16 protein-coding genes are annotated in these 25,370 nt (G+C 43.7%); 3 read left to right on the top strand and 13 right to left on the bottom strand.

The window, feature by feature from the left end:
- Positions 1-30: 30 nt before the first annotated feature.
- The 12 genes from AACW06_RS01420 to hemL form a co-directional block, all read right to left on the bottom strand.
- Entirely contained in the window at positions 31-1,944 is a 1,914-nt protein-coding gene (locus AACW06_RS01420) for a beta-N-acetylhexosaminidase (RefSeq protein WP_192073691.1), read from the bottom strand.
- 9 nt (positions 1,945-1,953) lie between these two features.
- Positions 1,954-2,829: an N-acetylglucosamine kinase gene (locus AACW06_RS01425; protein ID WP_192073692.1), complete on the bottom strand. Its 876-nt coding sequence runs from the start codon at positions 2,827-2,829 to the stop codon at positions 1,954-1,956.
- Between the two features lies 1 nt (position 2,830).
- The gene (locus AACW06_RS01430) at positions 2,831-4,552 is read right to left on the bottom strand and encodes a glycoside hydrolase family 9 protein (protein WP_192073693.1); all 1,722 of its coding nucleotides are present in this window, start codon (positions 4,550-4,552) and stop codon (positions 2,831-2,833) included.
- 165 nt (positions 4,553-4,717) lie between these two features.
- On the bottom strand, positions 4,718-5,713 hold the full coding sequence (locus AACW06_RS01435; RefSeq protein ID WP_192073694.1) for an ABC transporter ATP-binding protein: 996 nt from the start codon (positions 5,711-5,713) through the stop codon (positions 4,718-4,720).
- 35 nt (positions 5,714-5,748) lie between these two features.
- Complete coding sequence (locus AACW06_RS01440) at positions 5,749-6,732, bottom strand: ABC transporter ATP-binding protein (RefSeq protein WP_192073695.1); 984 nt, start codon at positions 6,730-6,732, stop codon at positions 5,749-5,751.
- A gap of 2 nt (positions 6,733-6,734) precedes the next feature.
- Entirely contained in the window at positions 6,735-7,769 is a 1,035-nt protein-coding gene (locus tag AACW06_RS01445; RefSeq protein WP_192073696.1) for an ABC transporter permease, read from the bottom strand.
- Positions 7,770-7,771: 2 nt separating this feature from the next.
- Positions 7,772-8,758, bottom strand: coding sequence for an ABC transporter permease (locus tag AACW06_RS01450; protein ID WP_192073697.1), 987 nt, complete (start codon positions 8,756-8,758; stop codon positions 7,772-7,774).
- Positions 8,759-8,925: 167 nt separating this feature from the next.
- Positions 8,926-10,599: an ABC transporter substrate-binding protein gene (locus AACW06_RS01455; RefSeq protein WP_192073698.1), complete on the bottom strand. Its 1,674-nt coding sequence runs from the start codon at positions 10,597-10,599 to the stop codon at positions 8,926-8,928.
- An 897-nt stretch (positions 10,600-11,496) separates the two neighbouring features.
- Positions 11,497-14,883: a hybrid sensor histidine kinase/response regulator gene (locus AACW06_RS01460; protein ID WP_192073699.1), complete on the bottom strand. Its 3,387-nt coding sequence runs from the start codon at positions 14,881-14,883 to the stop codon at positions 11,497-11,499.
- Between the two features lie 207 nt (positions 14,884-15,090).
- On the bottom strand, positions 15,091-16,116 hold the full coding sequence (gene rsmC / locus AACW06_RS01465; RefSeq protein ID WP_192073700.1) for a 16S rRNA (guanine(1207)-N(2))-methyltransferase RsmC: 1,026 nt from the start codon (positions 16,114-16,116) through the stop codon (positions 15,091-15,093).
- A 75-nt stretch (positions 16,117-16,191) separates the two neighbouring features.
- Entirely contained in the window at positions 16,192-17,277 is a 1,086-nt protein-coding gene (locus AACW06_RS01470; protein WP_192073701.1) for an AI-2E family transporter, read from the bottom strand.
- A 239-nt stretch (positions 17,278-17,516) separates the two neighbouring features.
- Positions 17,517-18,809 carry a glutamate-1-semialdehyde 2,1-aminomutase gene (gene hemL, locus AACW06_RS01475; protein WP_192073702.1) on the bottom strand — a complete coding sequence of 431 codons (1,293 nt, stop codon included), beginning with the start codon at positions 18,807-18,809 and terminating at the stop codon, positions 17,517-17,519.
- 441 nt (positions 18,810-19,250) lie between these two features.
- On the opposite strand from hemL, the gene erpA reads away from it, so the two are divergent.
- The 3 genes from erpA (at position 19,251) to AACW06_RS01490 (ending at position 23,914) form a co-directional block, all read left to right on the top strand.
- On the top strand, positions 19,251-19,592 hold the full coding sequence (gene erpA / locus AACW06_RS01480; protein ID WP_053311281.1) for an iron-sulfur cluster insertion protein ErpA: 342 nt from the start codon (positions 19,251-19,253) through the stop codon (positions 19,590-19,592).
- 105 nt (positions 19,593-19,697) lie between these two features.
- Entirely contained in the window at positions 19,698-20,804 is a 1,107-nt protein-coding gene (locus AACW06_RS01485; protein WP_192073703.1) for an efflux RND transporter periplasmic adaptor subunit, read from the top strand.
- 8 nt (positions 20,805-20,812) lie between these two features.
- On the top strand, positions 20,813-23,914 hold the full coding sequence (locus AACW06_RS01490) for an efflux RND transporter permease subunit (RefSeq protein WP_192073704.1): 3,102 nt from the start codon (positions 20,813-20,815) through the stop codon (positions 23,912-23,914).
- A gap of 59 nt (positions 23,915-23,973) precedes the next feature.
- Here AACW06_RS01490 and AACW06_RS01495 read toward each other — a convergent pair whose 3' ends face one another.
- Positions 23,974-25,266 carry a peptidoglycan DD-metalloendopeptidase family protein gene (locus AACW06_RS01495; RefSeq protein WP_192073705.1) on the bottom strand — a complete coding sequence of 431 codons (1,293 nt, stop codon included), beginning with the start codon at positions 25,264-25,266 and terminating at the stop codon, positions 23,974-23,976.
- Between the last annotated feature and the right edge of the window lie 104 nt (positions 25,267-25,370).

A 25,370-nucleotide genomic window follows, 5' to 3' on the forward strand; every position in this document is an offset into this window, starting at 1 on the left:
TGGAGAGAAGTGAACTCTCCCTGCTTCATGTTATTTCCAAGGTGATCGGTAGCCTATTTCTTGTTTGTCTAACAAGGGAAGGTGACCTTTCAGCCGTGATAGATAGTCTTGCCAATCACGATGGGATTTTTGCGTCCATCCTGCTTCAGCGAGTGCGGTTAAGCGTGGGAATATCATGTAGTCCATACGCTGTTGGTTATTGACCAGTTCACACCAAAGTGCGCATTGAATACCGAGAATACGTTTACGAAGTGGATCGTCATCAGGCACTTCGGCTAAAGGCTCGTAGTGATACGCTTTTTCTAAAGGGGTAACGCCAGCCCAATCAACACCAGGTTCTTCCGGTGCATAGTCTTGAGCGATATCTAAATAGGTATATTGACCCGGTTGTAAGATCACATCGAAGCCTTGCTTGGCACAGTTTAGTGCCGATTCTTCCGATAACCAGGAATAAATAACCGTGTCTTTACTGACCTTATTACCGTGTTGCGCTTCTTCCCAACCGACCATGCGTTTACCTAATGCACGAAGTTTTTGTTCGGCGTAACGCAGTAGGTGGCCTTGCAATTCTTTGGCGTCGGTATAATGGTTTTCCGCCATCAACTGCTGGCATTTTGAGCTGTTAACCCATACACCATCAGGGACTTCATCGGCACCAATATGGATAAACTGAGAAGGAAACAGTGCTGCGACTTCTTCCAACACGGCATCTAAAAATTGGTAGGTTCCAGGAAGTGCAGGGGAGAGCACGTTGTCGTTGTAGTATTGAATACTGCGATATTGAGATTGATCTTCATCATCCACCAAAAGGTGCGGTAGCGATTTAATTGCTGCGCGGCTGTGTCCTGGAATATCTATTTCTGGAATGATGGTGATCCCACGTTGACTGGCATAGTCAATGACGTGCTTGATCTCTTGCTGAGTATAAAAACCACCGTGACGCTGAGTGAGCAAACTGTATTGTGGTTCAAGAACCTCACCGGTTCCGCGCCAAGCGCCGATAGTGGTTAATTCAGGGAAGGCTTTAATCTCGATACGCCAGCCTTCATCATCGGTCAAATGCCAGTGGAAGGCGTTGAATTTATAGTGGGCAAGTTGATTGATTAAGCGTTTGACGCGATCAACTCCATGAAAATGACGGGCGCAGTCAAGCATCATGCCGCGATATTTAAAACGAGGGGCATCGCTAATTTTAATGTAAGGAATAATCAGTGCTGTATCTTGCTGCTGGATAAGCTGTAACAAGGTCGCACAAGCATGAATGAAACCAACGTGTCCACTGGCTTCTAAGCGCACGCCGCTTCGGTCGACAACCACATAATATGTGCCTTCGTCGAAGGTCGGGTTGGTTCTTAATACAATATCAGCACTGCCAATGGGTTTCACTTGCCAATCAAAGAGAGAGCTAAGCTCTTGCTGTAGCCAGGTTGCCGCCATTTCAGCACACGATGATTGTAATGTGATTTGACTTGATGCTGTCAGGGTAAAATGCCCATCAAATGTTTCAACTTTGTTCGGTTTGGGAATTAGGCACATTGCTGCGGTGTCAGTTTTCGCTACGATGCTACGTTCACGATAAGGTGAGGCTAATGCAATCGGTGTAACGGTCACATCGTGTTGAACTTGAATTCCTAATTCATTGGTTCGAACAAATGCGTGTTTGACACCATCGGTGTAGTAGTGGAACGGTGCGGTTTTTATGCTGAATTCACAGTAAAAATTTGAATTTGCAGGTAAGCATTTGCTATCTGGTTCAAGTGAGCAAAAGCTACCTACTTGAGTGACTTCACCGTGTGTCACACTGTCGGGTTGGATAAAGCGATCTATCACAAAATGCAGTGACCAGTCGTTTAAATCTTGGTCACTTAAATTGTGAAAAGTTAACCCAAAACGGCAAAATTGTTTTTGTTCAGAGAGAACCGCGAAGTCAATTCGATAGCTCATAAGTATTCCTTAATACAAATTATGCTCGGCTTTGCCGGCAAACATAATCGCGCCTTCGATAGCGTCGAATTGAGGTTGAACAATCCATTGTTGTATTGGTGGGGATAACCAACAAACAATGCGCTCGGCAATGCTGCCCATCAGGCAAATGCGATGAGCTCCCTTGTTATTCAAAGCGATTAGCAACATTTCAATATCTGAAGCGGTGTGTTTTAGCATCTCAATCGCTAGGTAATCCCCTTGATGAGCGAGAGCGAAAATTACTGGTGAAAATTGAGCATAATCGCGTGGTAAGGCACTTTTTGACCAAGTAACAATATGGTCGACATCGTCATTAAAGTGCTGCATAACGTGTTGACTTAATTCGCAATGTTCTCCAATACCATCTTGAATTAACAATACTTTTTGAATCAAGCGTAGCCCCATGACGGCCCCACCACCTTGGTCGGAAATTGGAAACTCTCGTCCACCAACCACATATTGTTGACCGTTTTTAAGTAAGATGCCGCACGAACCAGTTCCTGCAATCATGATTGCACCATCATCACCACTGTGAGCGCCAATGCAGGCTCCATAAGCATCGGTGTTTAACGTCAATGATGCGAAAGGATGTGCTTGCTGCATAAAGTCATGCCAAGCGGACTTTTGCTCTGCACCCGCTAAAGCAAGGCCGAGATGCATTTTAGGGAAATCTGCTGATGATAAACCACCTTGATGAGCGGCCTGTGTAATTGCCTCGATAATCGATGCCATCGCGACTTCAACGCCCAATAAAATATTGGCACTGCCACTTTTTGCTTCCCCAATCAGCACGCCTTGTTCATCTCGGATCCGCGCTCTACAAGAGGTACCGCCACCATCAATACCCACGTAAAAATAGGTCATGTTATTGCTCTCCTTTTAAAGAAGAGAAATGATCAAACTGCTGGATAATGGCTAATAAATACCAAGCTCCGTGAGGGATCCATTGTTCCCCCCAGCGCCAGTTTTGTAACATGTCATCTTTTTGTGCTGGTGGATTAAAGGCGATGTCTTCTTCATCGTCGAAGCCACCAGTAATGCCATTACAAACTCCACCTTTTGCATTGAAAAAGCCTAACTGTGGCAGGTAGTCTGGGTTGTTATGACCATGTCCATCAAGCATGCACATGTTGTATGGGTTAAGGCCAACAATCCAGTTCAGAGTATTCTGCGCAAAAGTGAGCAATTGCTGGTGCAACTGTGGAGATACATGAGGTTTCACACTGTAGGCTAATGTTGCCAGCGAGCCTAAACGTGCATTTTCGCCTTGCCACCAGTAGCCTGATTCGTTGTCGTGAGCGACAAAAAATGCCGTTCGTTTTTCGCCGTTGACTGACTTTACATACTGACGAGGGTAGCCAAATGGGTTGGTGACTTGTTGGGTTATATTCAGCTCAAAATGACAAGCATTTTCTACGACAGAAATGATGGCTAATTTTTTATCGTCTTGGTGCTCAATCGTTAGATATTCACACAGTGCAATAACAGGTAAGCCCGCTTCGGCTGCGTGATAATAAGGCCGGCTACCATCGTGATTGGCTGACCAGTAATGAGAGATTTCGTCATCACACATTTGGCGAGCTGATAATCTTTCAGCCCATAGACGGCTTTCTTGCAAATAACGCTCTTGGCGAGTTGAGCGATAGAGCTCAACACTCGCTAATAGAGCACAATACTCATCTATAATATTTTCTTGGCCATCATTAACATAACGAGTGTTGTACTCTTTGAGGTGCCAATAACCATGTTCGGCTGCTGCAAGGTAGTGCTCGGAGGTAAAGTCGCCGTATACATCTAATCGAGCCGCAGCGGCGAGAGCAGCAATTGATATGCCACCACCTTGGCGAAAAGCCGCTTGGTAGTCATCAGACTTGTCGCCTGTTTGATGGCTATAGGCACAAATCTCGCGTTGTTTGATATCTTTGCTCCATTTGTCAAAGACTGTTGAATAAAAAAATCCCTCGGAATTTTGCATGCGAACAAGAAAATCCGCGCCAAATAAGGCCTCTTCCTTAAGACGAGTACGTGAAAACGCAGCAAAATCCGAGTGATGCTCTAAAATTGCTAACCCTTTTAATATATTCCAAACCACCATTGGGGTTTGCTGAGGATTTAAATAGTTAGCATAAGAAAGGTGACTTAAATATTTGCTAACGTCACCAGAAGCGTCGTACCACCCACCATGCACATCGGCAGTGGTTGATGTACCTAGCAGTGGTACGCGCTTATCTTGCTTATCGAAAAGACCACCACAACGTTGAGACTTGAAATAGTGCAGCACATCAGAAAAAGTTTTCTGCATTAATACTGCTGTGCCTATTTCGAAAGTCTCGGAGCGAGTATTTTCGAAACGTAAATAGTATCTTCCTTGAGTGGTAAATTCGGAGAAATCGATAGTGTAAAAGTTACCCACATGCCAATTGGCGACACAACCTTGTGCTTTGATCTCTAAAGTAGTGACCGTTTGGTGTTTATCTGCACAAACTAATAAAGCCATATACGAAGACAAACGCTTACTGCTGGTTGTCAAAATGGCTTGTTTAGGGCCTTGAGATTCATAGCCAATATGGTTAGTGAGTAATTGCATTCAGTTTCTCCAGGTCAATCAATGTGCTGTCGTTAACGTACCGTCTGTTTTGGTACCTTCCCATCAAGCTGAAGTTGAGGCTTGGCTAGTGTGGTTGCTGTACTACAACTTCAAGTACTTGATGGTTGATTGAGTTAAATAGTTATTGTTTTAGTTGGTGATTGCTTACTGCTCATAGAGATAACAACGAACAAAATGGTTATCAGACAGTTGAGTAACAGCTGGTAATTGTTCACCACATTTTGCAGTGGCATGAGTACAACGACCTGCAAATGGGCACCCGACAGAGTCTGGTGTCCATAGCGGTATTTCACCTTTGTTGCCTTTTAATGGCTCGTGGATTGACTTGCTTGGATCTGGAACGGCTGAAACCAAGAGTTGAGTATATGGGTGTTGAGGAGTGTGGATGATCTCTTCGGTGTCGCCCCATTCAACCATGTGGCCTACGTACATTACGGCAAGATCTTCGGCAATATAACGTGCGGTCGCGATATCGTGGGTGATGTAAAGAAGTGACATTTGTTTTTCAAACTTCATCTCTTCCATCAGGTTTAAAACACCGGCACGAATTGACACATCTAGCATTGATGTTGGTTCATCAGCAAGTACAACTTCAGCCCCCACCGCAATATTACGCGCTAAGTTAACGCGTTGACGCTGACCACCGGAAAGCTGATGCGGGTATTTAGCCGCCGTCTCTTTGGGTGGAATTAACCCAACTTGTTCGAGAAGATCGTGAACTCGCTCTTCCAGTTCCTTTTTATTACCAGACGTCACCTTTTTGTGGATCAACAACGGGCGTGCAATATGGTGGAAAATTGTATGTGTTGGGTTTAAAGAACCAAACGGATCTTGCCATACCATTTGCACACCTTCACGGTAGTGCATCAGATCGCTACGTGATGTTATTGCTTGAATGTCGCGGCCTTTGTATTCGATGATGCCATCGGTTGGAGCGTACATTTTCGCTATCATTTTGGCGGTAGTTGATTTGCCTGAACCAGACTCACCTACCACAGATAAACCACGACTTTTATACATTTTGAATGATACATCGTTAATGGCTCGCATCATCGGTTGTTTAAGGGCGTTACTGTTGAGCGGAAAATCTTTAATCAGATTCTTGCCTTCTACCAGTAATTGACCAAGCTCTTTGCTCATAATTGTCTCCAGAAATTCTTTTAATACAGCGCTTTTTACAGCTTCATTTGAGCAATTGGTTCACCGTAAAGGTGGCAATTGGAGAAGCGACTAGGCTCTATTTGGCGCAAAGCCGTTGGTATTTTTGTACATGCTTCATGGACGCGATCACAGCGAGCCTGAAAGCGACAACCATGAGGAATATCTAGTAAGTTAAGTGGATTGCCAGGAATACCAGTTAGCTTTGTTTTTGGGCCAGTTAATGGAGGGAAAGAGCTTCCCAACCCTTTGGTGTAAGGGTGGTAAGGGCTTTCCAGAATTTGCTTAGAAGGTGCAACCTCAATCAATTCGCCTGAATACATGATGCCAATGCGGTCTGAGAACTCGACCATCAAAGACAAGTCATGAGTGATAAACAAAATTGAGAATCCAAACTCTTCTTTCAGAGCGTAGATTTTTTGCAAAATTTCACGTTGAACCACGACGTCTAGTGCAGTGGTCGGCTCATCCATAATGATCATTTTAGGGTTGAGTGCGAGTGCAATCGCGATGACCAAGCGTTGGCGCATACCACCAGAGAACTGGTGTGGGTAATCGTTCAAGCGGCTAGGGTGAATATCAACGATTTCCAATAACCCTTCAGCACGGCGTTTCGCTTGTTCACGTGTCATGTTGGTGTGACGCATAATCACATCACAGAACTGTTCTTCCATGGTCAATACTGGGTTTAATGCGTTCATTGCACTTTGGAATACCATCGACATCTGGCTCCAACGAAATGATTGCATGCGTTCATCACTGTATTGGATGATGTCTTCGCCATTGAAGATCACTTCGCCACCAGTAATAAATGCAGGCGGTTTATGCAGACGCATTAAGGAAAATGCAACGGTTGATTTACCACAACCAGACTCACCCGCTAGGCCAAAAACCTCGCCTGGAGCAATATCGAAGCTGACATTATTACAAGCACGGACATCGCCAGCGTCAGTAATGTAGTCTACGCATAGGTTACGGATTGAAATAAGTGGTGATGTCATAATTATTTATCTCCGCTCCAAAGTGCATTGTTTTGTGGTGGTAGTTGTTCTTCAGGCTTACGCTCTTTTTTGTCTTGAGCTGCCAGTTTTTTCCAACGTTTCATGCCTTTGTGTGAACGTAACTGAGGGTTCGCAATTTCATCGACGGCAAAGTTAAGCAGTGCCAGCCCTGTAACGAGAAGTGTCAAAGCAATACATGGAGCGAGCAGTTCCCACCAAGCACCAATCAGCATTGAAGATGAGGTTTGTACGTTGTACAGCATGATGCCCCAACTGATGGTGTTGGGATCGCCTAGACCAAGGAATGAAATTGTCGCTTCCATCATGATGGCGTACATCACTGAACCAATGAAACTTGCGCCAACGATAGAGATAAGGTTTGGCAAAATTTCAATGAAAATGATGCGCCAGGAGGATTCACCGAGCACTTCAGCCGCTTTTACAAACTCTTTCTCACGTAATGCGAGTGTTTGCGATCGAACAACACGTGCACCCCATGCCCAGGAGGTGCAACCGATGATCAGCGCGATGGTCAATGGCCCAGCCTCCCCAATGAAGGCGGCGACCACAAATAAAAGTGGGTACTGAGGAATAACCAGCATGATATTCATCGCTGCGGTTAAAAAATCATCGATCTTTCCGCCAAAGTAGCCAGCAGAAACACCGATTACGGTTGCTAAGAAACAGACGGTAATACCTGCACCAAAACCAACCGCTAGGGAAACGCGTGCGCCATAAACAACTTGTGACCAGATGTCACGACCCATACGTGATGTGCCAAGTACGTGATCAGCTTTTTTTGACATTAACAGCGTACGGCGGTCTGTTGCTAGGTTTTCAGCGACCCAACCATTTGGATTAGCTTTGGCAGCTTTTACGACAAATGATGGATATTCATGCGGATTACCCGTGCGTTTATCAGGAGCGTGGCTTGTGATAAGTGGTGCTGCTAAAGCGATAAATAAGAATGCACTGAGAATTACCACGCCAACCATGGCAACGGTATTACCACGAACAAGTTTAATAAGATCTTTCATGATTATTTACCTCCCTTACGTAGGCGAGGGTCAAGAACGACGTACAGCATGTCTGCTAGTAAGTTAAAGAACAGCATAAACAGAGTCATAATTAACAATTGGCCTTGCAGTACTTGGTAGTCACGAGCGTTGATAGCGTTAAAGAGAACCGTACCAAGACCTGGGTAGTTAAAGATAATTTCGATGATGAGCTGGCCACCAATCGCCATACCAAGAGACATCGACAGTGCCGTTACACTTGGTAATAGAGCATTACGTGCAGCGTAGTTAAAGACTACGCGGTTTTCGCTTAAGCCCTTACCTTTTGCCATAGTGATGTAGTCTTCTGCCAACAAGTTAATCATATTGTTACGCATGTTGACCAAGAACCCACCGATTTGGACTAACGAAGCACAAACCAGAGGAAGGAAAGCGTGGTAAGCCACATTTTTAATGAATATCCAACTAGTCCAATCTGGCGTTACTCCTGCAGTATAGGCGTAGCCTGTAGGGAACCATTGCAAGCCAATAGCAAAGGTAAACATGGCGATCATCGCGATAACGACCTGTGGAACCGCCTGAATGACTAACATGCCTGGGGTAACGAAAGTGTCATAGCGACTACCGCGCTTCCATGCAGCGAAAATACCTAAAATGGAACCGATAGAGAAAGAGATAACTACCGCCGTGCCAGCTAGAAATAGTGACCAACCAAAAGCACTACCAAGTAACTCATTAACACTCAAAGGGTAGAATTTAATGGATGTACCTAGCTCCCAGCTTAAAATGCTTTTTATGTAGGTTACATATTGAACTAAATATCCACCATCAACGAAGCCAAGAAGTTGTTTCATGGCTGCAATTCGCTCTGGTGTTACTTGTGTTGTTGCATTCGCGAACATCATGGTAACTGGATCACCTGGCATCGCTCGCGGAATAATAAAGTTTAAAGTTGCTGCGACTAGCAACGCGACAAAATAGAACGACAAACGTCTTAAAAAATAACCCATAACTCACACCTTACTCACCCAGTTTTATCCTGTATCTGGTTTCAGGTCGCTCCTAGCGAAATTTAGAGCGATAAATCCCCTAACGACGAGCGCTATACTTTTAATAGGTATTAAAGGGGATTTTTATCAGCGGCGTACAAGGTACGCCGCAAGGATTGAACTTCTACTTATTTTACTGGTTTTAGGTCCAGTACATGCAATAGACGCTCTGGGATACCAGCCCAAATGTTTGGACGGCCTTTTGGATTTTCTTCGTTCCACCAACCAGTGAAGCGAGTTGTATTGTACTGGTACATATATGCACCAGACATTACAGGAACCGTTACTTGATTTTCAGCGATGATTTGCTGAATACCATGAGCGATTTCTAGTTGCTCGTTTTTATCGGCTGTTTTGTAGAAGCTATCAAGTAAGTTATCTAGCTTCTCATTTTTGAAGAAGTGCATCGCGAAACGAGGCATACCTTCACCACCTTGCAGTGCTGAGTTGTAAGCACTGTTCCAGTATAGATGTGGATCGGCACCGTGGAAGTAGTTGGTGTACGCGACATCGTAAGTACCTTCAAGCATGGCTTGGTTATATACTGCGAATTCTGGTGTACGTGCACGTGCTTTAATGCCAACTTCACCAAGTTGCTCTACAGCCAGCTGTACGGTGTTGTTAAAGTCAGTCCAACCGTTTGGAGACTGAACTAGTAGCTCAAAAGACTTGCCTGATGGTGTATCAACAAATCCATCGTTGTTTACGTCTTTGAAGCCAGCTTTAGCTAGTAGTTTCTTGGCACCTTCTACATCGTATGCGTTGAAGCCTTTGTATTTATTATGAATACTTTCATCTGACCAAGCTTCAAATGCGTAACCTAAGCCTGATGCGAAGTCATTGACAGTACCGCCACCGTAAAACGCGATATCGATGATGGTTTGACGATCAAGAGCCATAGAGAATGCGCGGCGGAAGTCTACGTTTGTTAACGCTTCATTTTTCGCTGCATCTGGATTCTTGAAGTTAATCATAAATGCTTGAGTGCCCGCTGCAGGGTACCAGTAATGGTGATTTGGACTTGCTGCAGCATAAGTACGATCGATATCTGGAACGAATGATGATGTCCAATCAAGCTCAGAGTTTACGATCTTACCTAGAAGTTGGTCATTGTTTGCAATTTGAGGGACACGTAAACAGTCTACCTCAAGGCTTGCTGCATCCCAGTAATTCGGGTTACGACATTGGATGTAAAGCTGAGGAGTGAATGTGTCGATCTCGGTAAATGGACCAGTACCTACAGGGTTTTCATTGGTAAAGGTTGTTGGATCTTTCACATCTTTCCATACGTGCTCAGCAACGATAGGAACCAGAGAAATCTCATAAGGTACGTTAGAGTTTGCTTCTGTTAGGTGGAAACGAACTTGGTACTCGTTTAATTTCTCAACGCTAGTTACCCATTTATTGATACCACGTTGGTCAAGTTCTGGCTTGCCTTGTAAAAGGGCATAAGAGAACACAACGTCATCAGCTGTAAATGCTTGGCCGTCAGACCATTTAACCCCTTTACGGATATCAAATGTAACGCTCATCAAGTCATCAGACATTTTAAAGCCTTCAGCAAGACGCATTACCGGAGTATTACTGTGCATTTCATTAAATACTACAAGAGGTTCGTAGATGAAGTCAGTTGTAGTACGTAGGTTTGTTGCTAGGTACGGGTTAAAGTTGCGCACCATTGTAGGGTAGAAATCCGGTACGATAGTTAGCTCACTACGTGCTGCTGCTGGAGCTGAAACACTCGTTGCTGCAGCGGCGATTACTGCTGCGGCTAGTGCTGTTTTTTTTATATTGGCAAGCATAGCTGTTCCTTACTATTTGCTTTCATTTCACTAATGGATTTGAATGTTATCAATTGATAAACACTCTCCAAGGCCTACCTCATTATCTGTTAACAAACCGGAGGAGTGAGTCAACTTGAGTGGCCTGTAGACCTTTGGTAGGAGTAAGAAGACACCTTGCAGAGGAAATTATCAATTCCAATTCCCGTTAAAAACGTCAAAACATGACGCTTTGATGTCATAAACGTCAATATTATCGATTTGCTTTCAATGTTGCTCAATTTATCGACAGTGATCAACCTCTCAAATAACTATAAGCACTCCACTTTATGTAAGTGTTCACTACGTATTTTGGCCTTTATTTAAAAGGTTTTTTTTATTTTTTTTGTAAGTGGAGATCTTGCTCACTCCTTCGAATTTTAGTTAATTTGCGTACTTAAATTAAATCTGCCGAATTGTTGTGATTCGGTTCGCAATCTCTATCTTTACTCAATACTATTGGTGATTTTTCACTGTTGAATGAGAATCCTCTGACTTTTTAACTGGAATCTTTATGTTGTTCCCTCCCTTTTTTTCTTTTGTAAAGCAAGGTTTTTGCCTGCCAATACTCGTTAAAATTTTAAGCCATTAAACGACATCAGACACTAGAAAAGCGTTTTGGAGATAGGTAATACCAATCGTAGTAAATAACTGTTCATCCTAGCTGGTTAAAATACTCGATAACTGCGTTAGAATTTTTGATTGTAGAATAACTACTTATCGAAAAATCCTGCCTTGTTCTCAAGCCTTTTTTCTACGCTATTTCTGATCACTTATTTACTGTGATTGGTATAAGAGAGATTATGTGGCCATCTGTGATGCCTTGGCTAGCGGTAATAAAAAACCCGCACTAGGCGGGTTTATGTAGACAATATAGCATTAGCTAGTCAGCAGTTTTTGTAGTTTGTCACGCTGAGTTTCGATATGAGCCCGTTCCGGTCCTTGCTCTTGGCAGTGCTCTAAAATGTAATCTAAAGAGTTTAGAACTGTCCGCCAACGAGGGGTTTTGGGTAGTGTCTCTATTCGCAAGTATTTATCTAACGTCCTTGTCTGCAGAGTGCTTCTATCAAGATACACCCGCCACAAGCCACTTTGTTCGGCGAAGGTAAACTTGCTTTGGCTAGTCACTCTCTCCCAGTAATCTAAAGCACAAGTCATGGCCTCTACGAGGACTTCACGCATCAGATCTTGCTTTGACTGATTATCACCCGATACTTTTTCAGCAATACGGGTAAACTCCCCACCGAGCTCTTTTAATTGTTGAAGTTTCTCTCTATCACCTTCAAAAGCATAACTCGAGAGTGCTTCGATGGCGGTTTCCAGATTATTAATGCGAGCAGCGTTAATATTTCCCCCAACATTAAAAATATACATAGCTTGCAGCCCAGAGCCTTCTGGTAATCGTAGAATATCGGCAGACATGTGCTGACGAGTATCATCTACATAAATATCGATATTGCCGCAATAGTGTTCTTGATCGACAACTAAGTACTTTGGTGCGATCAATTCATCGGCATTAGAGCGTTTTAACTGCTCCTGGCTGCGCCTAAATAACCTAGCGGCGGCCTCATTAGCAAAACGTACTTTATGGTCATCTCGAATGCAGATAATTGCCTCTGGTGCTGACTCTAGTTGTTCAAGAAGGCGGCCTTGTGTTTCTAGCAAGCTGGCTTCAACCATGGCCCGATGTTTAAGTTCTTGCTGTAGTTGTTTGTTTTCGATGCGGCGCTGCTCTGCCTTACTAGCAGACAGATGAGCCACGATCCGAGCTGCCAATTCATGTTTATTAAATGGTTTTGATAGGTAATCATTAGCACCAGCATCAAAGCCACGAACACGATCATCAGTCTGATTTAATGCGGTAAGCATAATGATAGGCAGTTCAGCGTGGTCGTACTGTTCTCTGAGTTTTTCACAAACTTGATAACCGCTAAGACCTGGCATCATGATATCGAGTAGCAACAGTTCTGGTTTCTGTTGTTCAACAGCCGCCAATACTTCATTGCCATCTTTTACTGTGCGGACTTGATAGCCCTCTAAGCGTAAGAAACTGTCTAACACTCGTAAATTGACGGGTTCATCATCAGCGACTAGAAGCAGTGGACCAGAATTATTATCAGGGAGAGTGTTCGGTTCTGGCTGCTCTATTTCTGCAATTTCAGGCGCTTGGAAGTGGCGCGGCTCTATATGACTGGCGAATTGGATCTCTTGGTCTGAAGCTATCGGTAGGGTAAAGCTAAAGGTAGTACCCACCATAGGTTGGCTGCTGACATACAGCGTACCTTGCATCAGTTCAATCAGTTGACGGCTAATCGAAAGCCCAAGTCCAGCACCTTGACGGTAGCGACTTGCATCTTGTCCTGCTTGAATAAGAGGTTCAAAAATATGCTCAAGCTGTTCTGCTGGAATTCCTTGCCCAGTATCGACGACTTGAACACGAATCTTGTCATCGACGGCATTGGCTGAAATAACAATTTTACCTTCAGTCGTATATTTAATCGCATTACCGATTAAGTTATAGAGTACCTGTTCGAGTCTTTGTGGATCGGCTGAAACCCAAACACATTCATCAGGGACTTGGTTAATAATGCGTATTGGTTTTTTACCCAGTAGGTGGCTTGAAAGCTCTAACACTAAACGGGTTGCGCTAGAGAGATCAACAGCACAGCGGTTGATATCCAAACTACCATAACGCATTTTATGGTAGTCCAATAGGTCATCAACCAAGTTTGCTAAGCGTTGTCCACTGCTGATGATAATGCCTAATTGGTAACGATGATCAGCCGTAATCGGGCCATTGGCCCCAGAGACTAAGGCTTCGGCAATCCCCACCATACCGTGCAAAGGTGTTCTTAATTCGTGTGAGGTGGTCGCGAGAAATTCATCTTTTAACTTATTGGCTAAGTGTAGTTCTTCATTTTGTTTTCGGATCAGTTGGATATTGCTTTCAAGTTCTTTGTTTTGCGATTTGATCAACTGCATTTTTTCACGAATAGATCGTTGCATGCGTTCAAAGCTAACCGCCAAACGGCCGATCTCATCTTTGCGTTCAGTATTGATGACGTTTTCATCCAGATCACCTGCGGATACTTTTTCGGCTGCCCATGTCAGCTTCAATAGTGGAGACGTAATGAAGTTGGATAAGTAGTGAGAGGCGATGACCACTAAAATAATGGCGGTCAGCATGGCAAAAATAAACAGTTTTTCTAGCTGGTGGACTCGTGCGTAAGCCTCTTTCTCTGGAAGTTCAACGACTAAAGCCCACTGCAGGCTAGTGGTGATAACCGGAGTGTAGGCCGCGATGGTTTTTTCATCCAAGGTATTGGTGTAGGTGCCAACGGAACTGATTCCTGAGAGTGCCAAGTTAATGACCTTTTGGCTTTTATCGATTTCTACTTGCTCATATTCCAAAGTGCGGGATAGATGATCCTGACCAACCAGTAAGGTTTTTATTTGTGAGGTTTTGTTGGTATCTGCCACCAGTTTTGTAATGCCATTATTTGGCAAACGGAACATGGCATAACTGTGCAGATAACCTTGTTGAATGATAGGTGCTCCTAGCCACGCGACTTGCTTACCATCTTGTGGTGAGAAATCTGAAACGATGACCGGAGTATATTCACCATTACTTTTATGATGCTCGTTGACTTCCTGTGTCAAACGGTGGAAAGTTTTTCCTATATTGGAGTCTTTATATTTTCCGGTGAGTAGGTTCGTTCCGTAGTTATCATGTTTATAGACTGAATAAACAACATCCCCAGCAATGTCGACTAATAAAATATCATCAAAATCCGATCGTTTTAGTAATTCTAAATAAGCCCAGTGATATCGTTTATGCAACAAACGATATCTTTCACTGCCCACATAACTACTTGATTGAGGCAAAATGGAAGTTTTTATTTGATCGCCAGAACCTGGGATGTAGCGCTGCTGTGCATGTTCTCGTGCTTGTTTAATGTCAGGACCAAGTCTTTGAAATGCATTAACTAAACCGTAAAATCGCCCACCGCTGGCATAGGCAAGTTCTGAGCGGACAAAGCCCATTACTTCCGATTCTTTGGCCGCGAAGTAGTCGAATAATTGCTGCTGCTTATTATCACGAACGGAAAGTAAGTGAGAGGTGCTTTGTTCTTGCAGGTCTTGACTGTGTGATTGGAGAAAAAAGATGGCCATCACCGTCAAAGGGGTGATACTTAGTACAAGAAAAGCCAGCATCAATGTATTTTGCAGGCGTTTAAATTTTTGCTTACGAGAGAACCTAAACATAGAAAAAGGCGTTACTTTCTGTGAGGCTTTAACTGTTTCCAGTTAAAGCAAATGAAAAACAAAGAAAACTTAAAGCAATGAAATTAACAAGTTTTTTTACTTTGACAAGTAAGTCCTATTGAAAGTGTTGTCATCAACGCAAAATTAGCTATAACGGTATGTGCCAATGCCGTGGTTAGATGGATTAAACTGCTAAGGTGAAATGTTTTAAGACTTCTTAGCATGATAAATGACAAATTTATTGGTCTTATTTATTGTCTCACAATTACCATAGGCGTGATTGATAATGGGAGCATATTTTAGAAAACTATTGGCGACGATAAATAACTCACCATTTGATGTTTGATGGCTAGGTGCATCTGCGAGTAAAGTTTCTGTGGCGCTATAGCTAGTCTCTAAACCTGAGTGGAATGGTGGGTTGCTGACGATGAACTGGTAGTTGCTGTTTGTGTCAGAGTAGACATCTGAGGCAAATACTTTTCCGCTTAAACCATTAGCGGCTAAAGTTGCTTTGCTTGATTCAATAGCCAGTGCGCTAATATCACACATTTCCAGTTCAATATCGCTATTGAGTGTTGCCATGACAGTACCGAGTACACCAGCACCACAACCGAAATCGAGCACTTTACCTCTGAGGTTCGGTAGTGTGTCGAGCAATAATTGGCTACCGAGATCAAACTCACCATGGCTGAATACACCCGGTAGGCTTTTGATAATCAATGAATGTTGTTGATATTGAACTTGATAGGTTTTGAACCAGTCACTGATGTCAAAGGTGGCTGGTTGTTCGATACATTGCCCCCAATAAAAAGAACAACGACGCGCAGAGTCATACTTTTTTACTATGCCGTAGGGTTGGAACATTTTTTCGATGCTCTTTACACCAGAGCGATTTTCACCAACAACCACGATCTCGGTATTTTTACCTAATTTAGCAAGTAACATTGCAAGCAGATACTCCGCTTCTAACTTAGCTTTAGGCCAGTAAAGTAAAATCAGATCAGCGTTGGTTTCTGCTACAAATTGAGCGCCAAAATATCGTTGTATCTGGCTATGAGCGTTTAACTGGCGATAGTAACCATAATGGGTAGTGAACACCGAAACTGAACGGCAATGATGAGTTAATTCAACCGGAAATAGGTCTTCAACCTCTCCGGCAACTAAAACATGCTTATCGGCGAAATAAGCGAGTTGACGTTGGGCAATTTGACTCGGTGCGGTGTAAGGTAACATGGGGAACTCTACGCTAAAAAATAGGGGCCGATTTTCGCATAATCGTCCCCTTGCTTGAAGTTATTTCTACTGTATTTAGCTGTTGTCTTGCTGGTTTAGAAACTCTTTAAATTCTTCTTCATAAATGTTGAACAGCACCATGGTAATGGCAAAAATCAATGGACCATAAATTAAGCCAATCAAACCAAATAGTTGAATACCACCTAGTAATGAAAAGAAAATCAGTAAAGTGTTCATACCTGAGCTGCCTTGCATTAATAGTGGACGAAGTAGGTTATCGATAGAGCCGACAATTGCAATGCTCCAAACCGCAAGGAAAATGGCCCAAGTCGTATCGCCTATCAAAAATAAATAAGCGGTGGCTGGAATCCAAATTAATGCTGTACCAACGACTGGAATGAACGAGGCAAAGCCCATCATGGTTCCCCAGAATAGGCCAGGGAAACCTGCAAGCCACATCCCCAAACCACCAGCAAACCCTTGTGCTATTGCCGTCAAAAATGACCCCATTACTGCTGATTTAGAGACTTGCTCAATTTCAGATAGTAGCTTGTCTTCTTGGGTGCGTGAAAATGGCAATATGTGTCGAATGACATTGATGATTTTGTCGTGATCACGTAATAAAAAGAACAACACGAACAGCATCAAAAAGAAATCCATCAAAAAGTTGGTGGCATCGCCAAGGATTTTTGCACTAATACTGACCAGATTCGAGCCAAATGAAGTGGCAAATTGTCCTACTCTTTGTGCGATCTGTTGTGGCTGTATTTCATCAAAAGGTAAGTATTGGTTAGCGATCGATAACCCTTTAACCACCCAAGGATGAGCAAAAACGGTTTGGATGCCGCCATGAGTTACCCATTGATACATATTTTGAGAAAATAAAGAGCCTTGTTGGACAATTGCCGCGAAAACAAATAGCAATGGAATCACAATAATAAAAGTTAAGATCACGCAGGAAATGAGCGAAACAGTATTTTTATGTTTCGGCATTTTGCGTTCAAGCCATTCGTGAATAGGGAACATCAGTAACGAAATAATAAAGGCCATCACAATGGAGTTAATATAAGGCTCGACTAGTAAATAGCACGCTATTGCAGAAGCCAGTAGTGCAAACACCAACACCCAATGACTAGAGGTTATTTTTATTTTTTCAGGCACTTTTTATTCTCACAAAATAAGGTATTGGTTTTATAATGGCTGTAAATCAGCGCGTTATCAATGAGGAACTCTGGATATGGGCTGTTGCAACAATGAAAAAGGGTGCAGTGGAAAGTCACATCAGCGGCGTAAAGTGCCTTGGTTTACCCTCACTTTGCTCGTGCTTGGTATGTTAGTTGCGCTAAATTGGCAATAAAAAAGGCTGCGTGTGCAGCCCTTTGGGTTACAAAAGATAGTGTTTAAGCTTCTGCGGCAATAATCGCTAAGCTGCGATCGGCTGCTTCTAGCGTTGCTTCAATCTCTTTAGTGCCATGAGCTAATGAAGTAAAGCTTGCTTCAAAAGCAGAAGGGGCTAAGTATACACCATGTTCAAGCATCAAATGGAAGAAGCGTTTAAAGCGTTCAACATCGCACTTTGTTACATCTTCATAGCATGTCACTCGTTCTTGCTCGGTAAAGAAGAAGCCGAACATGCCACCCACTTGGTTAACTACCATTGGAATACCGTGTTTATCTGCTAATTCTTTAAAACCATCAGCTAAGTGTTTGGTTTTTGAATTTAGACGTTTTTCATTGCCTTCTTCTTTAAGCAGCGATAAACAGGCGTAACCTGCAGCCATCGCTACAGGGTTTCCTGATAGCGTCCCCGCTTGGTAAACTGGTCCAGTTGGTGCGATATATTGCATCACTTCTTTGCGTCCACCAAATGCGCCAACAGGCATGCCACCACCAATCACTTTACCTAATGTGGTTAAATCTGGTTTGATGTTGTAATACGCTTGAGCGCCACCTAAAGCGACACGAAAACCCGTCATGACTTCATCAAAAATCAATAGTGCGCCTTCTTGGTCACAGATTTCACGCAGCCCTTCATGAAAGCCTTCAACAGGTGGAATACAGTTCATGTTGCCAGCAACAGGTTCAACGATGATACAGGCAATTTCCCCTTTATTAGCGGTAAATAGCTCGCGTACAGAATCTAAATCATTAAACGTTGCGGTTAGGGTATGCTTAGCAAAGTCAGCCGGAACGCCAGGAGAGCTTGGCTGACCCAAAGTCAGTGCGCCTGAACCTGCTTTAACCAGTAAACTATCGGCGTGACCATGGTAGCAACCTTCAAATTTCATAATTTTATCGCGGCCAGTATAGCCACGAGCTAAACGAATCGCGCTCATTGTTGCTTCTGTACCAGAGCTAACCATGCGCAATTGTTCCATCGATGGAACCAGTTCAGAGACCAGTTCCGCCATATCAATTTCCATTTCAGTGGGGGCACCGAAGCTTAGGCCGCGCTGCGCTGCACTGATCACTGCTTCACGGATAACCACGTGGTTATGGCCTAAAATCATTGGCCCCCAAGAACCAACGTAATCGATATAGGCTTTGCCATCGGCATCAAAAATCAAAGGGCCGTCTGCGCGGTCGATAAAAATCGGCGAGCCGCCAACACCATTAAAAGCACGGACTGGAGAATTAACACCGCCAGGAATAGATCGTTGTGCTTTTTGGTAAAGCTCTGCTGATTTGGTCATGGATTTATCCTCTTTTGCTCGTTCGGACCAGTTGCGGGGCATTGTATACCCAAATGAACCAAAGACACTTTTTTTCACTGATTTTCTGAGCGCTTTCACAGCCAGCGGTGTTAAACATGGTGTACAACTGGTGATACAACCACTAGTTTACTGTTCACTATCTGTAAAATCAGAGTTTAAGTTAAGTGATGATGAATACTTGAACGAATAGGTCGGGTATTGGATAATCGATTCATTATTAAAAAAGAGTCACCTTTGCAGGTATGAATTGATCATAATATACCCCAACAACTTGCAGTTGCAGCTAGGCTGCTGGTGAGCTAACCCCATGAGCATAGATAAACGATGTGATGGGGTGAGCGAACGTAGCCAATTCCGCTGTAGTTTCAAGTTGGAAAGGTATAAGCCTGACGGGTATTTACACGAGTGAGAGAGGTCATCGTGAGTGAAGTAAACGTACCATTGTCGTTTTCTGATACAGCTGCAAAACGCGTTCAAATGTTAATTGCTGAAGAAGAAAACCCTGCATTAAAGCTGCGTGTATACATTACAGGTGGTGGTTGTAGCGGTTTCCAGTATGGTTTTACCTTTGATGAAAATGTCAATGAAGGTGATACCACGATTGTTAATAGCGGTGTAACCCTAGTGGTTGACCCTATGAGCTTACAATATCTCATTGGCGGTGTTGTTGATTATACCGAAGGGTTAGAAGGTTCACGTTTTTTTGTGAATAACCCTAATGCCACAACAACATGCGGTTGTGGTGCATCATTTAGCGTATAAATGATGCATATTTAGCTAGACAAATGAACTAGTTAACAAGCCCTACGTATGAGGATGTTTCGTAGGGCTTTGCCGTCCAGGCAATAACATAATAAGGGATTATCTATGCCAGATACTCAGGCGAGCAACCGACAGTTCGGTGGCTTTTTTACGCAAAGACCATGGCTTATTTCTACTTTTTTCATCGTGCTTCTTGCTCTTTGGCTAGGACTTGGTTCGTTGAAAGCTGAAGAACCTCGCCAGAAATCCGTCACAACTATTCCCTTAGCTAAAGTTGTTTACCAATCATTTCAAGCACAACAAACCGATAAACGTATTGATTTATACGGTCGAACGGCGCCGGATCGCGTAGCAACTATTGGCGCTGAAATTGCGGGGAAAATTACTCAATTAACGGCTACTAAAGGTCAATCAATCACCAAAGGGCAGCCAATCCTTACCATTGATAAAGGTGATTTAACTGCACAATTAGACAGTGCTCAAGCGCTTTTACAAGTGAAGCAAAAAGAGTTCAAAGCCGCACAATCATTAAAAAGTCGAGGTTTACAAGGTGAGGTGGCGTTTGCTACTGCGCAGGCAGCTTTAGCTGATGCCAAGGCGATGGAAAGCCGTGCAAAATTAGCGTTGCGTAATACATCGGTGGTTGCTCCTTTTGACGGTATTGTTGAAAATCTTTTGGTAGAAAAGGGTGACTTTGTTGGTATCGGTGACCCGATAGCGACGTTTATTGATTTAAGTAAATTAGTCATCGAGGCGGATGTGAGCGAGAGACATATCCAGAAAATAAAACAAGATCAGCTCGCCACAATTCGTTTTATTGATGATTCAACAGTAGAGGGACGGGTGAGGTATATTTCCCGGGTTTCTTCACCAACCACCAATACTTTTGCCATTGAAGTTGAACTGGCTAACCCAAACCAAACCATTCCTGCCGGCGTTAGTGCAGAGGTAGAGCTCAGTCTAGAAATGCAACTTGCTGTGAAAATAACACCAGCCATGCTTGCGTTAGATGCTGATGGCAACCTTGGCGTCAAAACCTTAGTTGAAGATCGCGTCCGTTTTATGCCCATTAATTTAGTCAAAGCAGAACAAGACGGAGTATGGCTAACTGGGCTTGGTGAGAAGGTTGATATTATCACCGTTGGGCAAGGCTTTGTGCGAGATGGCGATCAAGTGATTGCGGTCAAGCAAGCAAACGCTGAAGCACAGTAGGAGGCGCGATGTTTTCCATTATTGATGCGGCGCTATCACGTTCGCGAGCCATGCTGTCATTGCTACTGCTGAGCTTAATTGCGGGCATAGCAACCTATTTGACCATTCCGAAAGAGTCTAGCCCTGACATCACAATTCCAATTATCTATGTTTCTGTCAGCCATCAAGGTATTTCACCGAGTGATGCCGAGCGTCTTATCGTACGCCCTTTAGAGCAGGAAATGCGCTCGATTGAGGGAGTAAAAGAGATGACTTCGAATGCTTCTGAAGGACATGCTTCGGTGGTGTTGGAGTTTAATGTTGGCGTTAATCTAGATAAAGCAATGGCAGATGTTCGAGATGCGGTTAACTTAGCAGAGCCAAAACTACCAGCAGACAGTGATGAGCCGACGGTCAATGAAGTGACGCTAGCTTCTGAGCAGCCGGTATTGTCGGTGGTGTTGTATGGTACTGTTCCTGAAAGAACAATTGTGCAAATTGCGCGTCAACTTCGAGATAAATTAGAGAGTTATCGTCAAGTGCTGGAAGTTGATATTGCAGGGGATCGTGACGATATTGTTGAGATCATCGTCGATCCGTTGTTAATGGAGAGCTACGGGTTAGATCAAGGTGATATCTATAACTTAATTGCGCTCAATAACCGAGTAGTTGCTGCCGGATTTGTAGATACTGGTTATGGTCGCTTTTCGGTGAAGGTCCCTTCAGTATTTGACTCACTGAAAGATGTATTAGAGCTTCCAGTTAAGGTTGATGGTAAGCAAGTGATCACTTTTGGTGATATTGCTACGGTCCGGCGGGCATTTCGTGACCCAGAAAGTTTTGCGCGTTTAGATGGTAAGTCTGCGGTGGTTTTGGATGTTAAAAAGCGGGCGGGCGAAAATATTATTGATACCGTAGAGCTAGTCAAAGCGGTAATGAACGAAGCGCAAAAGCGAGAGGAATGGCCAAACAACTTACTAGTCAAATACACATGGGATGAATCCAAAGATGTGGAGAGCATGCTCAATGATCTACAAAACAATATTCTTTCTGCCATTATTTTGGTGGTAATTGTTATTATCGCGATTTTGGGGATGAGAACCGCCCTATTGGTCGGCATTTCGATCCCTGGATCATTTCTAACTGGGTTGTTGGTTCTGTCGCTGTTTGGTTTAACCGTTAACATTGTCGTACTGTTTTCATTGATTATGGCCGTTGGCATGTTGGTTGATGGGGCGATAGTCGTCACGGAATTCGCTGATCGCCGCATGCAAGAAGGTACGCCTCGTAAACAGGCGTATCGAGATGCAGCAAAACGTATGGCATGGCCGATAACCGCTTCAACGGCCACGACACTTGCTGCTTTTGCTCCCTTGCTCTTTTGGCCAGGTGTTACCGGTGAGTTCATGAAGTACTTGCCTTTAACTTTGATAGCAACACTAGCGGCCTCTTTGGTTATGGCGCTGTTGTTTGTGCCAGTACTCGGTAGTTTAATCGGCCGGCCACAGTATGTATCCGCGCAAAGTCAGGTCCGAATGCAGGCATTGCATGATGGTGACTTCACACAAGCAACGGGTATCACTAAGCTTTACTACCACACTCTTGCCATTGCGATTAAGCACCCACTGAAAATTTTGCTCAGTGCTATTTTACTGGCGATCGCGATTGGTTTTACCTATGCCAAGGCTGGGCTAGGGGCAGAGTTTTTCCCGGAAGTTGATCCGCCTTATTTTAATGTCAAAGTACGATCTTATGGCGATCTTTCTATTCAAGAGAAAGATGTGATCATGCAGGAAATCGAGCAAGTGATGCTCGGCCATGAGGAGTTTGAAAGCGTTTATACTCGCACTGGTGGTGAAGATGAAATCGGTCAAATTCAAATAACCCCTGTTGATTGGCAATACCGACGTAGCGTAAAAGTTATCATTGAAGATCTCAAAGCTGTGACCAATCAATTTGCTGGTGTAGAAATTGAGTATAAATTTCCCGATGCAGGACCACCGGTTGAGAATGATCTGGTGATCGAAATGTCGGCTCGCACACCAGAAAACCTTGAAGTCGCGGCTAAAATAGTCAGGCAATGGGCGGATAATAACCCAGCCTTAACTAATATTAGTGACACTTCGAGCAAAGCGGGAATTGACTGGCGTATTGATATTCGTCGCGATGATGCCTCGCGTTTTTCCGCAGACGCCACCTTGGTTGGCAATACCGTTCAGTTTGTCACTAATGGCTTAAAAATTGGTGATTACTTGCCTGATGATGCGAATGAAGAAGTCGATATCTTGGTTCGTTATCCGGAAGAGAAGCGAGATATTGGCCGCTTTGATCAATTACGAGTCAACACGCCAGTTGGTCTGGTGCCGATAACCAACTTTGCTCAGATTAAGCCTGACCATAAACAAGATACCATCAAGCGTATTGATGGACGACGCGTTATCGACATTATGGCGGATCTCAATGAAGGCTATAACCTTGCGTTAGAGTTGCCGAAAGTGACTCAAGCTTTGTCTGAGCTAAACTTACCAAGCGGTGTTGAATTTAAGTTGCGTGGTCAAAATGAAGAGCAGGAGCATTCATCTGCGTTTCTGCAAAATGCATTTTTGATTGCCCTAGCCGTTATGGCGCTAATTCTGGTCACTCAATTCAACAGTTTCTATCAAGCGTTCCTCATTTTAAGTGCGGTGCTGTTCTCAACGGTCGGCGTTTTTGCTGGGTTACTTATCTTCCAAAAACCGTTTGGCATCATTATGTCAGGAATTGGTGTAATTGCGTTGGCTGGTATTGTGGTGAATAACAATATTGTACTGATTGATACTTACAACCAACTGTTAGGCCGAGGTTTATCAAAGCAAGAAGCGATCTTACGTACCGGTGTTCAGCGCTTAAGACCGGTAATGCTTACCACCGTGACGACAATTCTTGGCTTATTGCCCATGGTTCTTGAAATGAACATTGACCTGATTAACCAAAAAATTGAGTTTGGTGCGCCAAGTACGCAGTGGTGGTCACAGCTTGCAACGGCAGTTGCTGGTGGGTTGACCTTTGCAACGATGTTAACCTTAGTATTGACGCCTTGTTTACTGATGCTTGGGCGGCAACGGGTTCAGACTGACAGTGAAAATAGCTAACGTAACAAAGTAAAGCCCACAGCATTGGGCTTTATCTTTGTCATCAAATCAGCAACTTATTATTTGCTAGCGTACAGTAATTGACTATAGCGTTCTAATTTACCCATACGAATTTGTGCGTTGGCAATGAAGGTCGTTTTCGCTTTGCCCGTTAGTGATTTTGACTGCGGTAAAGAGACCGTTCTTGGGTTTTTATGCACTCCGTTAACGAGAAATTCATAGTGCAAGTGCGGGCCGGTAACTCGCCCTGTGCCCCCCAAAGTACCGATGGTTTGTCCTTGCTTAACACGCTGACCGGTTTTGACCAAGCGGCGTTGTAAGTGCAAATATTTGGTGATGTAGGTATTGCTATGGCGGATAAATACGTAATTACCATTAAATTGGTTATAGCTAGATTTCTCGACAACGCCATCACCGGCAGCCCAAATTGGTGTGCCGACAGGAGCGGCGTAATCAGTACCACGGTGGGCGGTTACTTTTCCTGTCACTGGGTGGCGGCGTGTTGGGTTGAAGTTTGAAGTCACGCGACGAAAATCGATAGGCGAGCGTAAGAAGGCTTTTTTCATCGCCCGGCCATTTTCGTCGTAGTAATTGCCCGTGCTGTCATCAAGAATGGCCGTGAACTGGGTACCTTGGTTGGTAAAGGTGGCGGCAATAATATTGCCTCTGCCAATGATTTCACCTTCAACCACTTTTTCTTGATAAAGCAATTTGAATTGGTCACCTTCACGAATATCGAGCGCAAAGTCGATGTCCCAGCCAAATATCCCCGCCAACTCCATGATTTGGTTCGCTGTCAGGCCCGCGGATATCGCAGCATTCCAGAAATTGGAGGTAATGCTCGCTTCAGCATAATTGTATTGGTACACCACCTCTTTTTTATCAAACTCAGAGGTGAAACTGTCCCCAGACTTGGTAATACGGAAACTTTCAAATGCATTAATTTTTCGTTTAAGTTGAATTAACTCATTATTTTCATCAAATCCGAACTGCAGTTCATCATCAGGGTTCAAGCGTGATAATTGGTGGTTAATATCATCGTTAGTCGATGTAAGTTGATAAAGTAAACGCGAAGAAAGTCCAATCCGCTGAAACAGTACGGCGGTGCTTTCGCCAGGGCGAACCTGATATGTTTCCCAACGCATTACCGCAGATGGGGCGATAGACATGCCGGGAGAGAGTACTTCAGCGTTTATTGTCAGTGGATAATGCCGACCAATTTCCAAGCGTTCTTGATCTCTCGATAGGTCTTTTGGATCGGGCAGAAAAAACAGAGCAAATACAATGATGGCACTGAGAAAAGCGATAAGGGCTCTGTGTATCCAAGGAAGACGAGCAAAAATAGACAGCATATTCAGTTTCGTTTAGTAAATTATAAAAAAATTGGCCAGTTCGTTAGTCTAACTGGTTTCAAAAAGCATCGCTATTCAAGTAAGATGTTCAACTATTAAATTTT

The sequence above is a fragment of the Vibrio sp. S12_S33 genome (assembly GCF_963889785.1).
GTDB classification, from domain to species: Bacteria; Pseudomonadota; Gammaproteobacteria; order Enterobacterales; family Vibrionaceae; genus Vibrio; species Vibrio aestuarianus.